Source organism: Pseudomonas oryzihabitans (assembly GCF_032027545.1).
Taxonomy (GTDB): Bacteria; Pseudomonadota; Gammaproteobacteria; order Pseudomonadales; family Pseudomonadaceae; genus Chryseomonas; species Chryseomonas oryzihabitans_F.
Genome location: NZ_JAVSJB010000010.1, coordinates 25,653 through 39,142 on the forward strand (window position 1 = coordinate 25,653; position 13,490 = coordinate 39,142).

The window sequence follows — 13,490 nt, forward strand, 5'->3', positions numbered from 1 at the left end:
AGGCGGGCCGGGTCCTGTACAAGGACCTCTGGCCGCCAGGACCCGATGACGATGCACTACCGCAACCTGCTCCGCCGCCTCGACCTGGTCTCGCTGCAGCTGCTGCTGGCGGTGCACGAGGAGGGCTCCCTGACCCGCGCCGCCGAGCGCGAGATGATCGCCCTGTCCGCCGCCAGCAAGCGACTGCACGACCTGGAGCGGTCGCTCGACATCGAACTCTTCGAGCGCAACGCCAAGGGCACGACCCTCACCCCGGTCGGCGAGACGCTGCTGCATTACGCCAAGCGCATCCTCGCCGACGTCGAGCGCATCAGCATCGACGTCGGCGAGCACCTGCAGGGCGTGCGCGGCTACGTGCGGATGATGGCCAACATCTCCGCCATCATCGAATTCCTCCCCGAGGACCTGCAGGCCTTCACCAGCGGTCATCCCCAGGTCAAGGTCAGCCTGGACGAGCGTCCCAGCGCCGGGGTGGTGAAGGGGGTGCTGGAAAGCGCCGCCGACCTGGGCATCTGTTCCTCGGACACCGATACCCGCGGCCTGCTGGCCGTGCCCTACCGGCAGGACACCCTGGTGGTGGTGATGCGCCCGGACCATCGCCTGGCCGCACGACCGCGGCTGGCGTTCGCCGAGACCCTGGACGACGACCACGTCGGCCTGCATGCCGACAGCTTCATCAACCTGCGCACCAAGGCGGCCGCGCGCAGCCACGGCAAGGCCTTGCGCCTGCGCATTCATGTACCCGGCTTCGATGCCGTGTGCCGCATGGTGCAGGCGGGCTTCGGCCTGGGCGTGCTGCCGCTGCAGGCCTTCGAACTCATCGGGCGACCGCTCGGGCTGGTCGCCGCGGCGCTAGAGGACGACTGGTCACAGCGCAGCCTGGCGCTGGTGGTGCGCGACGTCGAGGCCCTGTCGCCGGTTAGCCGGCTGCTCTACGACCACCTGCTGGCGGTCTGAATCCGGGCCTTCGCGATTCGCGAAGACCACTTGCCAAAAGACGTTAACCCCCCTTCCCGCGATTCCCCTAGCATCGGTCCCATTCCAATAACAACGAGGCTAACCCGCCATGACGGCGCTCACCGGACTGCGTGTCATCGAGATCGGCACGCTCATCGCCGCCCCCTTCGCTGCGCGCCTGCTGGCCGAATTCGGCGCCGAGGTGATCAAGATCGAAGCCCTGGACAAGGGCGATCCCCTGCGCAAGTGGCGCAAGCTGCACGAGGGCACCTCGCTCTGGTGGTACCTGCAGTCGCGCAACAAGAAGTCCCTCGCCCTGAATCTGAGATCCGCCGAAGGCGTGGCCCTGGTGAAGCAACTGGTCGAGGGCGCCGATGTGCTCATCGAGAACCTGCGCCCGGGCGCCCTGGAAAAGCTGGGCCTCGGCTGGGACGTGCTGCACGCCCTCAACCCCAGGCTCACCCTGGTGCGCATTTCCGGCTACGGCCAGACCGGCCCCTATCGCGACCGGCCCGGCTTCGGCGCCATCGGCGAGGCCATGGGCGGCATCCGCTACACCACCGGCACCCCGGGCACGCCGCCGGCGCGGGTCGGGGTCAGCCTGGGCGATTCCCTGGCCTCCATGCACGCGGTGATCGGCGCCCTGATGTCGGTGCTGCGGGTCAAGACCGGCCAGGGCGACGGCCAGGTGGTCGATGTCTCCCTGGTCGAGAGCGTGTTCAACGTCATGGAAAGCCTGGTGCCCGAGTACTCCATGCTCGGCCATGTGCGCGAGCGCACCGGCGGGGCGTTGCCGGGCATCGCGCCGTCCAATACCTATCCCACCGGCGACGGCGGTTTCGTGGTGATCGCCGGCAACAGCGATCCGATCTATGTCCGCCTGATGCAGGCCATCGGCCGGCCGGATCTGGCCGAGCGCCCGGACCTGGCGCAGAACGACGGGCGCGCCCGCCACTGCGAGCTGATCGACGCGGCCATCGCCGCCTGGACCGGCAGCCGCGGGATCGACGAGGTGCTGGAGATCCTCGAGCGTGCCGAGGTTCCGGCCGGCCGCATCTATTCCGCCGCCGACATCGTCGCCGACCCCCATTACCAGGCGCGGGAGATGCTGCTGGACACCACCCTGCCCGACGGTGCCACCCTGAAGATGCCGGGCATCGTGCCCAAGCTGTCGGCGACGCCAGGGCAAGTGAACTGGCAGGGCCCCGCCCTCGGCCAGCACACCGATGCGCTGCTGACCGAGTTGGGCCTGAGCGACACCGACATCCAGCGCCTCAAGGACGCCGGGGTGGTGCGATGAGCACCGAGCGCCTGATCGTCCAGGAGGTCGCGCCCCGTGATGGGTTGCAGATCGAACCGAGCTGGGTGGAAACCGTCGACAAGATCGCCCTGATCGACCGGCTGTCTGAGCTGGGCTTCTCACGGATCGAAGCGGGCTCCTTCGTCTCGCCCAAGGCCGTGCCCATGCTGCGCGACGGCGAGGCGGTGTTCCAGGGCATCGCCCGCCGGCCCGGGGTGACCTATGTCGCCCTGGTGCCCAATCTCAAGGGCGCCCAGCGCGCCCTGGCAGCAGGCGCCGACGAGCTGAACCTGGTGCTCTCCGCCAGCCAGACCCACAATCGCGCCAACATGCGCATGAGTTGCGAGCAGTCCCTGGCCAGCTTCGCCGAGGTGGTACGGCTGGCCGCAGGCGAGCGAGTCTCGCTCAACGGTACCGTGGCCACCACCTTCGGCTGCCCCTTCGAAGGGCGCATCGACGAAGGCTGGGTGTTCGAACTGGTGCAGCGCTACCTGGCGCTGGGCATGACCGGCATCACCCTCGCCGACACCACCGGCATGGCCAATCCGCGGCAGGTCGCGCGGATCGTTCGCCAGGTGCTGGAACTGATCCCGGCGTCCGCCCTGACCCTGCATTTCCACAATACCCGCGGCCTGGGCCTGAGCAACGTGCTGGCCGCCTACGAAGCCGGCGCCCGTCGCTTCGATGCCGCCCTCGGTGGCCTCGGTGGCTGCCCCTTCGCCCCGGGCGCCTCCGGCAACATCTGCACCGAGGACCTGGTGAATCTCTGCGCCGAAATCGGCGTGGATACCGGCATCGATCTGCAACGGCTGATCGAATTGTCACGCACCCTGCCGGCGCTGCTGGGGCATGACACCCCCGGCCAGGTGGCCAAGGCCGGCCGCAACTGCGATCTGCATCCGCCGCCCGCGGCCACTGGCTGACGCCACCCACGCCTCTCGTTCGCCCTGACTACAACAACAAAGGAGCGCCAGCCTGGCCGCTCCCGGGAGACCGCCATGCCTTCATCCGCTACCGCCGCCGTCGCGGCCACCGAACAGGCCATCGTCCGCAAGGTCGCCTGGCGGCTCATGCCGCTGATCATGGTCTGCTACCTGTTCGCCTTCTTCGATCGCATCAACATCAGCTTCGCCAAATTCCAGCTACAGGCCGACCTGTCGCTGAGCAACACCGCCTACGGCCTGGGCGCGGGACTCTTCGTGGTCGGCTACGTGCTCTTCGAGGTACCCAGCAACATGATGCTGTACAAGGTCGGCGCACGGCGCTGGATCGCCCGCATCATGATCTCCTGGGGCATCGCCACGGCGCTGATGATGTTCGTCACCGCGGAATGGCAGTTCTATGTGCTGCGCTTCCTCATCGGCGCCATGGAAGCCGGCTTCGCGCCGGGCATCCTCTACTACCTGACGCTGTGGTTTCCGCAGAGCTACCGCGGCCGCATCACCTCGACGCTGTTTCTCGCCTCGGCCTTCGCCGGCTTGATCGGCGCCCCGGTCTCGGGGGTGATCCTCGGCCAGCTGGACGGCCTGTTCGGCATGCGCGGCTGGCACTGGCTGTTCCTGCTCGGTGGCCTTCCCTGCGTGTTGCTGGGCGTGCTGGTGTTGCGCCTGTTGCACGACCGCATCAGTGATGCGCCCTGGCTCAACGCCGAGGAGCAGACCTTCCTGGCCAGCCGCATCGCCCGCCATGAAAGCAACAGCCACGGCTCGCTGCTGGCGGCGATCCGGCTGCCGGGCTTCCTGCTGCTCGGGCTGATCTACTTCCTGATCCAGGTGGCCTCCTATGGCCTCAACTTCTGGGCGCCGCAGCTGATCCGCAGCGCCGGCACCGAGAGCCCCGCGATCATCGGTTTGCTGACCGCCGTGCCCTACGTCTTCGGCGCCATCAGCATGGTGGTGGTGGGAAGGCTGTCGGACGCCAGCGGCGAGCGGCGCAAGTTCGTCTGCGGCCTGGTGATCGCCGGTGCCCTGGGCTTCTTCAGTGCGGGGCTCTTCGCCGACCACACCACCTTCCTGATCCTCTCCCTGGCCCTGCTGGGCGCGGGCATCATCGCCGCCATCCCGGCTTTCTGGGCACTGCCGCCGAAACTGCTGGCGGGCGCGGGAGCCGGGGCCGCGGGCGGCATCGCCCTGATCAACACCCTGGGGCAATTCGGCGGCATCGTCAGTCCGGTGATGGTGGGCTACATCAAGGATCTGACCGGCAGCACCACCCCGGCGCTCTATCTCATCGGCTGCACCAGCCTGCTCGCTGCCGGCCTGCTGTTCTGGGCGCTGCCGCAGGGCCTGCGGACCTCGGACAAGGTCGGCGCCCGGACGCCAGAGCCTGCCCCAGCCGAGGACGCCGCGCTGCTGGGCGACAAGCGCCCCCGCAACGCCTGAGGCTAACGCTCCGAGGCGCGCCAGCGCCGGACCACCCTCAGCACCAGCACGAAGAACACCGGCACGAAGACCAGCGCCAGGGTGGCGCTGAGCATGCCGCCGATCACCCCGGTGCCCACCGCCTGCTGGCTGGCGGAGCTGGCGCCGGTGGCCAGGGCCAGGGGCACCACGCCGAGGATGAAGGCCAGCGAGGTCATGACGATGGGCCGCAGCCGTAGCCGCGCGGCGCGACAGGTGGCTTGGTGGAGATCCATGCCGCCGTCGTGCAGGTGCTTGGCGAATTCGATGAGCAGGATGGCGTTCTTCGCCGTGAGCCCTATCACCGTGATCAGGCCGACCTTGAAGAAGACGTCGTTGGGCAGGCCTCTCAGGGTCACCGCCAGCACCGCGCCGAGCACGCCCAGGGGCACCACCAGCAGCACCGCGGTAGGAATCGACCAGCTCTCGTAGAGGGCGGCGAGGCAGAGGAACACCACCAGCAGCGACAGCCCCAGCAGCAGCGGTGCCTGGCCGGCGGAGAGGCGTTCCTGCAGCGACAGCGCCGTCCACTCCAGGGCGAAGCCGCGCGGCAAGTCGGCGGCCAGGCGTTCCAGCTCGGCCATGGCCTCGCCGGTGGTGTGACCGGGCAGCGGCTCGCCGGACAGGCTGATGGCCGGGTAGCCGTTGTAGCGCGACAGCTGTGCCGGGCCCAGGGTCCAGTCGGCGCTGACGAAGGCGGACAGCGGCACCAGGCGCCCGCGGTCGTTGCGCACTTCCAGGCGCAGCAGGTCGTCCACCTGGCTGCGGGTGCCCAGGTCGGCCTGGACGATCACCTGCTGCATCCGGCCGCGATTGGGGAAGTCGTTGACGTAGCTGGAGCCCAGGGCGGTGCCCAGGGTCTCGCCGAGGGATGCGAAGCCGACGCCCAGGGCGGCGGCCTGGCGGCGATCCACTACCAGTTGCACCTGGGCGCTGTCGGCCAGGGCCGTTTCCCGCAGGTAGGCGATGATCGGATTGCCCGCCAGCCTGGCCTGCAACTCGTCTCGCGCCGCCTTGAGCGCCGCCTGGCCGCGGTTGGACCTGTCCTGCAGGCGCACCTCGAAACCGCTGGAGGTGCCCAGGCCTTCCACCGGCGGTGGTAGCACGGCGAAGCCCTGGGCCTCGCTCTCGCCGGCCAGGGCGGCGTTGGCACGTTCGGCGATGGCCGCGGCGGAGTCGGCCGGACCACGGGCGGACCAGTCCTGGAGGGTGGTGAAGGCCAGGGCGGCGTTCTGGCCGCTGCCGGAAAAGCTGAAGCCGAGCAGCACGAGGTCGTTGGCCACCCTGGGTTCGGCGGCGTAATGGTGTTCCAGGCGCTCGATCACCTTGAGGGTACGTTCCTGGGTGGCCCCTGGCGGTAGCTGGATGTCGGTGATCAGATAGCCCTGGTCCTCGGTGGGCAGAAAGGCACCGGGCAGGCTGCCATAAAGTGCCACCAGGGCCACCAGCAGCACGGCGAACAGCACGAGATTCGGCAGCAAGCGGCGGATGGCGCGGGCCACCCAGCCTTCGAAGCCATCGGTCAGTCGCTCGAAGCCTCGGTTGAAGCCGCCAAAGAAGCCGCCGCGAGCATGGGCGCCGGCGGGAATCGGCTTGAGCAGGGTGGCGCACAGCGCCGGGGTCAGGCTCAGGGCGAGAAAGGCGGAGAGGAGGATGGCCACCGCCATGGATGCCGAGAACTGGCGGTAGATGACGCCCACCGAACCGCTCATGAAGGCCATGGGCACGAAGACCGCGGTGAGCACCAGAGTGATGCCGACGATGGCGCCGGAGATCTCGCCCATGGCCTTGCGGGTGGCGGCGCGTGGATCGAGGCCCTCGCTGGCCATGAGTCGCTCGACGTTCTCCACCACCACGATGGCGTCGTCCACCAGGATACCGATGGCCAGCACCATGCCGAACAGCGTCAGCACGTTGATCGAATAGCCCAGCGCCAGCAGCACGGTGCAGGTGCCCAAGAGCGCCACCGGCACCACCAGGGTCGGGATCAGGGTGTAGCGCAGGTTCTGCAGGAACAGGTACATCACCGCGAACACCAGCACCATGGCCTCCAGCAGGGTATGGATGACCTGGGTGATGGAGATCTCGACGAAGGGCGCCGTGTCGTAGGGAATGTCGACTTTCATCCCCGGCGGAAAGTACCGGGACAGCTCGGCCAGCCTGGCGCGCACCGCCTGGCCGGTGGCCAGGGCGTTGGCGGCGGGCGCCAGCTGTACCCCGACCGCTACCGAAGGCTTGCCGTCCAGGCGGGTGCCGAAGTTGTAGCTCTGGCTGCCCACCTCGACCCGGGCCACGTCGCCCAGGGTCACGCTGGAGCCATCTGCCCCGGCGCGCAGGAGGATGCCGGCGAATTCCGCCGGATCGCTGAGCTGGCCCTTGATCAGCACCGGCGCGGTCAGCTCCTGGCCGTCAGGCGCGGGCAATTCGCCAAGACTGCCGGCCGCCACCTGGACGTTCTGCTCGGCGATGGCGCGGGTCACGTCGGCCGGGGTCAGGCCGACCGCCACCAGCCGACTGGGATCGAGCCAGACGCGCAGGGCGTGCTCAGCGCCGAACAGCTGGGCCTTGCCCACGCCGTCCAGGCGGCGCAGTTCGTTGACCACGTTGCGCGCCAGGTAGTCGCTCAGGGCAGTGGTGTCGAGGCGCTCGTCGGTGGCGGTGAGGGTGACGAACAGCAGGTAGCCGGCGGAGGTCTCCTCGATCTGGATGCCCTGCTGGGTGACCGCCCGCGGCAGGCGCGGCTCCACCACCTTGAGGCGATTCTGGATGTCCACCTTGGCCAGCTCCGGATCGGTGCCGGGCTGGAAGGTCACGGTCAGGGTGGCGCTGCCCTGGCTGCTGCTGGACGAGAAATAGAGCAGGTGCTTGACGCCGTTGAGCTCCTGTTCGACCAGGCTGACCACGCTTTCGTCCAGGGTCTGCGGCGAGGCGCCCGGATAGCTCAGGGTCAACTCGATCTGCGGCGGTGCCACGTTGGGATACTGGGCGACCGGCAACTGGGGGATGGCCAGCAGGCCGGCGAGCAGGATGAACAGCGCCACCACCCAGGCGAACACCGGGCGATCAATGAAGAAGTTGGCCATCAGTGCTGCTCCACCGCGACGACTTGCTCCTCGTGCGGCTCCACCACCAGGCCTGGCTGGGCCTGTTGCAGACCCGAGAGCAGCACTCGCTCACCCGCGGCCAGACCGGACTCCACCACCCAGCGACCCTCGACCACCGGGCCCAGGCGCACCTCGCGCAGGGCTACCCGGTTTTCGGCGTCCACCACCCAGACCTGGGCGCCGCCGTCGGCGCTGCGCTGCACCGCCCGCTGCGCGACGCTCAGGCCCTGCTCGAGCCGCGCCTGCTCCAGGCGCACTCGTACGAAGCTGCCCGGCAAGAGGTCGCGGCGTGGATTGGGAAACTGGCTGCGCAGGGTGATCTGTCCGGTATTGGCGTCCACCGCCAGATCGGCGAACAGCAGGCGGCCACTCTCCGGGTAGGGGCTGCCGTCTTCCTGCAGCAGGGTCACCCGCGCCTGGTCCGGGGCCACCTGCTGCAGGCGGCCGTCCCTCAAGGCATCGCGCAGCACCTTGAGCTGGCGGGTCGATTGGGTGACGTCGGCGTGGATGGGGTCCAGTTGCTGGATGATCGCCAGGGGCGTGGCGTCGCCCTGGCCGACCAGGGCGCCTTCGGTGATCAGGGCCTTGCCAATGCGCCCGGCGATGGGCGCGGTGACCGTGGCATAGCCCAGGTTCAGCCGCGCCCGCTTGAGCGCCGCCTGGGCCGCGGCCACCTCGGCCTGCGCCTGCAGACTGGCGCCGCGGGCGTCGTCCTGCGCCTGGCGACTGATGGCCTCACTCTCCACCAGCGCCGCATAGCGCTCGGCCAGGCGGCGGGCCTGGAAGGCGCTGGCCTCGGCCTTGCGCAGGGCGGCATTGGCGCTGTCCACCTCGGCCTGCAGCGGCGCCGGATCGATGCGGAACAGCACGTCGCCGGCCTTGACCTCGCTGCCCTCGCGAAACACCCGCTGCAGCACGATGCCGGCAACCCGCGCCCGCACCTCCGCGGTGCGCGGCGCCACCAGGCGGCCACTGAGTTCGCTGGTGATGGCCAGGGGCGTGGCCCTCATGGTCTCCACCTGCACCCTGGGCGCGGAGGGGGCGGCGGCTTCCGTGGCCGGACGGTCGCAGGCGGCGAGCAGCAGGCAGAGCAGCATGAGGCTGCCGAGGGCAGGGCGGGTCGGGAACATCGGGACTTCCTCCAGGAGAGCGCCATGGTAGGTGTCCCGCGCAAGCGGCCCTGTAAACGTCTGTAGGTCTCTTGTGAAAGAGTGTTAAGGCTGGCGCCAGCAGGGCCGGCGCTCGGCTATGCTCGGCGCTCTCCTGCTGCGAAGACCTGCCGTGATCCCCTTGCTCATCGTCGAAGACGACACCGCCCTGGCTGAGCTCATCGCCACCTACCTGGGCCGTCAGGGCTACGCCGTGACCGTGATCGGCCGTGGCGACGAGGCCCTGGCCGCGGTCATGCGGCTGCGTCCGCACCTGGTGGTGCTCGACGTCATGCTGCCCGGACTGGACGGCCTGCAGGTCTGCCGCCAGCTGCGCGCTGCCCTGCCGGGCCTGCCGATCCTGATGCTCACCGCCCTGGACGATAGCCACGACCAGGTGCTGGGCCTGGAGATCGGTGCCGACGACTACGTCAGCAAGCCCTGCGAACCGCGGGTGCTGCTGGCACGCATCCGCACCCTGCTGCGCCGCTGCCAGCTGGGCGAGGCGCTCGCGGACGACCGCTTGACCATCGGCCAATTGCAGCTGCTGCCGGGCGAGCGCCAGGTCTGGTGGCGGGACCAGTTAGTGGAGTTGTCGTCCACCGAATTCAACCTGCTGGCCATCCTCATGCGCCATGCCGGCGAGGTGCTCAGCCGCGACCAGCTGATCCAGCAACTGCGCGGCATCGAATTCAACGGCGTCGACCGTTCGGTGGACGTGGCCATCTCCAAGTTGCGTCGCCGCTTCGAGGAGCATCCCGGCGAGGCCCGGCGGATCAAGACCGTCTGGGGCAAGGGGTATCTTCTCTCCCGCGCCGAGTGGGAATAGATGCTCAAGATCCTCGTCCGCCTCTACCTCATCCTGCTGGTGACCTACGGCGCCGCCAGCTACCTGGTGCCCGAGGCGCTGCTCCGGGTGTTCGACGAGCGCTACAACCGCTTCAGCCTGGAACTGATGAACGGGCCGCTGAAACTGGCGCAGCGGACCTTCGCCGAGACTCCGCCGGAGCGTTGGCCAGCCTTGCTGGAGGGATTGAACGCCGATCTCGCCCCGGTCAGCCTGGAGCTGTTGTCGCCGGACGACGCGCGCCTGACCCTCGTCGAGCGCCAGGCGCTGGCGACCGGCGCGCCGCGGGTCCGGCTGGACGACTATGGCGCCATCGGCGTGGCCATCGCCCCCCTGCGCGGTGGGCAGGTGCTGTGGGTGAGCATCCCCGATGCGCCCATGGACATCGCCCTGACCTACTGGGCGATGAACGCCCTGATCGGTGCGGCCCTGTTGATCTGTCTGTACGTCTGGCTGCGCCCGCACTGGCGTGACCTGGAACGGCTGCGGCGTACCGCGGCGCGGCTGGGCAAGGGCCATCTCGGCGAACGCACGGCCATCTCCCCGCGCTCGGACATCGGCGAGGTGGCACGAGCCTTCGATGACATGGCCCAGGAGCTGGAGGCGCTGATCGTCCAGCAGCGCGACCTGCTCAACGCCGTCTCCCACGAGCTGCGTACCCCACTGTCGCGCCTCGAATTCGGCCTGGCGCTGCTGCAGGCCGATCCGTTGCCGGCCGCGACCCACCGCCAACTGGAGCAACTGGTACGCCATGTCCGCGAACTGGATGCCCTGGTCAATGAGCTGCTGTCCTTTGCCCGGCTGCAGAGCAGCCAGCAACCGCCCGAGCGCCTGAGCCTGGAACTCGAAGCCTTTCTCGACAGCGTGCTGGCCGACTTCGCCGAGGAGCAGGAACGCCGCGGCGTCGAGGTGCATCTGGAGCTCGCCGCCGCCCCGGCGCGGGCCGAGCTGGCGCCGCGGCTCACCGCCCGCGCCCTGCAGAATCTGGTCGGCAACGCCATGCGTTACTGCCAACAGCAGGTCTGGGTGACCGTCCGTCGCGAGGGTGAGGAGCTGCTGATCGCGGTCGAAGACGATGGCGAAGGCATTCCCGAGGCGGAGCGCGAGCGGGTATTCGAGCCCTTCTATCGCCTGGACCGCAGTCGTGACCGGGCCACCGGCGGCTTCGGCCTGGGCCTGGCCATCAGCCGCCGCGCGATTGAAAACCAGGGGGGACGCCTGGGCCTGACCAGCGGGATGCGCGGCGGTGCGCTGTTCGAGATACGCCTGCCGCTGCCGCCGCGCGCAGGGCTCGCCTGAGACCGGAGCGGCCCCTACACTTGGCGCCCCCGCCCGTTTCGGAATCGTCATGGCAGAGCCCTTCGACCGCCACCAGCTGCAACCCCTGCTCGACCGTATCGCCGCCGCCGCGCCGCGCCACTTCGGCGAAGGCAAGGTGGCCGACTACATCCCGGCCCTGGCCGAGGTAGCGCCGGACCAATTCGGCATCGCCGTCTGCGACGTCAAGGGCCAGGTCTGGCAGGCGGGTGAGGCCGAGACCCCGTTCTCCATCCAGTCGATTTCCAAGGTGCTCAACCTGGTGATCGCCATGCAGCGGCTGGACGAGGCGGACATCTGGACCCGCGTCGGTCGCGAGCCCTCCGGCCAGGCGTTCAATTCCATGGTGCAGTTGGAAGAAGAGAAGGGCATCCCGCGCAATCCCTTCATCAACGCCGGTGCCGTCCTGGTCTGCGAGTTGCTGGTGTCACGCATCATGTCGATCCACTGGATGATGCGCGAACAGGCGCGGCGCCTGGCCGGCAATCCGGCGATCAATTTCGACGACCGGGTGGCCCGTTCGGAGATGGAGCACAAGGCGCGCAACGCCGCCCTGGCCTACCTGATGAAGGCCTATGGCAATCTCAACAGTGAAGTGAACGACGTCCTCGACGTCTATTTCCATGGCTGCGCCCTGGCCATGAATTGCATCGACGTGGCGCGGGCCTTCGCCTTCCTGGCCAACGGCGGCGTCAATCCCCAGGATGGCCAGGCCGTGGTCACGGCCCAGCAGACTCGCCAACTCAATGCCCTGCTGCTGACCTGCGGCCTCTACGATGCCGCGGGCGACTTCGCCTGGCGCGTCGGCCTGCCGGGCAAGAGCGGGGTCGGCGGCGGCATCGTCGCCATCGTGCCGGGGCAACTGAGCATCTGCGTCTGGTCGCCCCGGCTGGACAGCTACGGCAACTCGGTGGCCGGTCTGCGCGCGCTGGAGACCCTGGTGGAAGGCTTGGGCGTGGCGCCGCTGGGCTAGTGCCGTCCGGGCCTTGGCTAGCCGCGCTCGGCCGCGTCGTTTTGACCCTGGCGCCGGGTCACGGGGCGGCTTGGCCACATCCTGTCCGCGCACCCGCTGTCAGCTGTCGCGGCAACCGGCCTGGGGCGCGGCGAAGCCTTCTGGCGCAGCGCTTCGGGAGGATCGGTCCTGGCGTTCTGGCCTCAAGATTGTCTGACCGCCGCCGATATCGCTCGGGAACCTGCGCACCTTCCTGAATCCCCGAGCGCTCGAAGCAGAGGACGCCCCATGAGTAGTTGGTTTGGCAATATTTCCGTCGGCAAGAAGCTGGCGCTAGGTTTCAGCGCAGTCCTGTTGCTTTGCCTGGCCTTGGGCCTGGTCGGCGGGAATACCATCGGCAAGCTGTCCTGGCGCATGGACGTCATGGGCAAGGTCAATGTCGTGCTGCAGGAAGTGTCGGCGCTGGGTCTTGATCACGTCGAGTACCTGCGCAGCGTTGGCGAACCGGAAAAGGCCCAGGCGGTGCGGGACACGCTCAAGCGGATCGACGCCGGCTACGCCGACCTGGATGCGGTGATGACCAAGCCGGTGAATCGCGAGATTCTCGAGCGCTTCGCCAAGGCGCTGGCGGAATACAAGGACATCTTCAAGCTCACCGAAGACAGCTATCGCGCCAGTGGCAGCCGCCAGAGCGGTGACGGGGCCCGCGCCCTGCTGGGCAAGAATGCCGATGCCGCGACGCTGGTGCTGGAAGGCCTGCAGAAGGAACTCCAGGCGGACAACACGGCCGACCTAGAGACCCGGTTCCGCCGCAGCCAGATCCTGGCCCAGGTCAAGGAGCAGTTCCAAAAGGCGCGCTTCGAAACCCGTGGCTACACCTACAGCGCCGAGCCCAAGTTCTTCCACAAGGCCGTCGAGCAGGTCGACTTGGCCATCGGCGGACTCGGCAGCCTGAGCGCCGCCTTCGGTACCCTGGACCCTACCGCCATCAGCCAGCTGGAGACCTATCTGAAGGGCTACCGGGCGGCCCTGGACGTCAACCAGGCGGCCCTGCTCAAGATCGCCCAGGCCACCGAGGCCCTGACCCGCAGTGACCAAGGCCTGCTCAAGCTGAGCAACCAACTCTACGACGCGCAGATGGCGCTGCGCGCCCAGGACATTCGGCAAGCCTACGGGTGGCTGGTCAGCTGTCTACTCGCCGCGCTGGTCATCGGGATCGCCTCGGCCTGGATGATCAATCGCCAGATCGTCCCCGCCCTGCGTCGCGTGGTACAGGATGTCGCCCAGTTGGGTCGCGGCGATCTCGCCGAACGTCACTACGAGCCGCGGCGTGACGAGATCGGTCAGCTGCAACACAGCCTGAACCAGACCACCGCCAGTCTCCGCGACCTGATCGGGCACATCGGCGATGGCGCCACCCAGGTGGCCAGCTCCAGCGAGGAATTGTCGGCCATCACCGATACCAG

Annotated in this window: 9 protein-coding genes and 1 pseudogene; 8 read left to right on the top strand and 2 right to left on the bottom strand. The window is 68.6% G+C overall.

Going from position 1 to position 13,490, the window contains the following annotated elements; genetic code table 11:
• Positions 1-51 precede the first annotated feature (51 nt).
• From RND78_RS17195 to RND78_RS17210, 4 genes are all read left to right on the top strand, one after another.
• Positions 52-957 (top strand): LysR family transcriptional regulator, encoded by a 906-nt coding sequence (locus RND78_RS17195; protein ID WP_312730564.1) that lies wholly within the window; start codon positions 52-54, stop codon positions 955-957.
• 109 nt (positions 958-1,066) lie between these two features.
• A complete protein-coding gene (locus RND78_RS17200) occupies positions 1,067-2,257 on the top strand; it encodes a CaiB/BaiF CoA-transferase family protein (RefSeq protein WP_312730567.1) in 1,191 nt (396 codons plus the stop codon).
• Positions 2,254-3,180 (top strand): hydroxymethylglutaryl-CoA lyase, encoded by a 927-nt coding sequence (locus RND78_RS17205; protein ID WP_312730570.1) that lies wholly within the window; start codon positions 2,254-2,256, stop codon positions 3,178-3,180. The genes RND78_RS17200 and RND78_RS17205 overlap by 4 nt, the downstream gene beginning before the upstream one ends.
• Positions 3,181-3,255: 75 nt before the next feature.
• Positions 3,256-4,638 (top strand): MFS transporter, encoded by a 1,383-nt coding sequence (locus RND78_RS17210; protein ID WP_312730572.1) that lies wholly within the window; start codon positions 3,256-3,258, stop codon positions 4,636-4,638.
• Between the two features lie 2 nt (positions 4,639-4,640).
• Here RND78_RS17210 and RND78_RS17215 read toward each other — a convergent pair whose 3' ends face one another.
• Positions 4,641-7,739, bottom strand: coding sequence for a multidrug efflux RND transporter permease subunit (locus RND78_RS17215; protein ID WP_312730574.1), 3,099 nt, complete (start codon positions 7,737-7,739; stop codon positions 4,641-4,643).
• The gene (locus tag RND78_RS17220; RefSeq protein ID WP_312730577.1) at positions 7,739-8,890 is read right to left on the bottom strand and encodes an efflux RND transporter periplasmic adaptor subunit; all 1,152 of its coding nucleotides are present in this window, start codon (positions 8,888-8,890) and stop codon (positions 7,739-7,741) included. The genes RND78_RS17215 and RND78_RS17220 overlap by 1 nt, the downstream gene beginning before the upstream one ends.
• Positions 8,891-9,008: 118 nt before the next feature.
• Here RND78_RS17220 and RND78_RS17225 point away from each other — a divergent pair, with 118 nt between their 5' ends.
• The 4 genes and pseudogenes from RND78_RS17225 to RND78_RS28320 form a co-directional block, all read left to right on the top strand.
• The gene (locus RND78_RS17225; RefSeq protein WP_409457069.1) at positions 9,009-9,737 is read left to right on the top strand and encodes a response regulator; all 729 of its coding nucleotides are present in this window, start codon (positions 9,009-9,011) and stop codon (positions 9,735-9,737) included.
• Positions 9,738-11,054, top strand: a complete 1,317-nt coding sequence (locus RND78_RS17230; protein WP_312730578.1) for an ATP-binding protein — start codon at positions 9,738-9,740, stop codon at positions 11,052-11,054.
• Positions 11,055-11,130: 76 nt separating this feature from the next.
• Complete coding sequence (gene glsB, locus RND78_RS17235; protein ID WP_409457071.1) at positions 11,131-12,045, top strand: glutaminase B; 915 nt, start codon at positions 11,131-11,133, stop codon at positions 12,043-12,045.
• 267 nt (positions 12,046-12,312) lie between these two features.
• Positions 12,313-13,401: pseudogene (locus tag RND78_RS28320) on the top strand (methyl-accepting chemotaxis protein); the annotation flags it as partial.
• Between the last annotated feature and the right edge of the window lie 89 nt (positions 13,402-13,490).

Coding starts and splice junctions, on each gene's coding strand:
- RND78_RS17215 (WP_312730574.1), bottom strand. CDS start 7,739: ATGGCCAACTTCTTCATTGATCGCCCGGTGTTCGCCTGGGTGGTGGCG.
- RND78_RS17205 (WP_312730570.1), top strand. CDS start 2,254: ATGAGCACCGAGCGCCTGATCGTCCAGGAGGTCGCGCCCCGTGATGGG.
- RND78_RS17225 (WP_409457069.1), top strand. CDS start 9,009: ATGCTCGGCGCTCTCCTGCTGCGAAGACCTGCCGTGATCCCCTTGCTC.
- RND78_RS17220 (WP_312730577.1), bottom strand. CDS start 8,890: ATGTTCCCGACCCGCCCTGCCCTCGGCAGCCTCATGCTGCTCTGCCTG.
- RND78_RS17200 (WP_312730567.1), top strand. CDS start 1,067: ATGACGGCGCTCACCGGACTGCGTGTCATCGAGATCGGCACGCTCATC.
- RND78_RS17195 (WP_312730564.1), top strand. CDS start 52: ATGCACTACCGCAACCTGCTCCGCCGCCTCGACCTGGTCTCGCTGCAG.
- RND78_RS17230 (WP_312730578.1), top strand. CDS start 9,738: ATGCTCAAGATCCTCGTCCGCCTCTACCTCATCCTGCTGGTGACCTAC.
- RND78_RS17210 (WP_312730572.1), top strand. CDS start 3,256: ATGCCTTCATCCGCTACCGCCGCCGTCGCGGCCACCGAACAGGCCATC.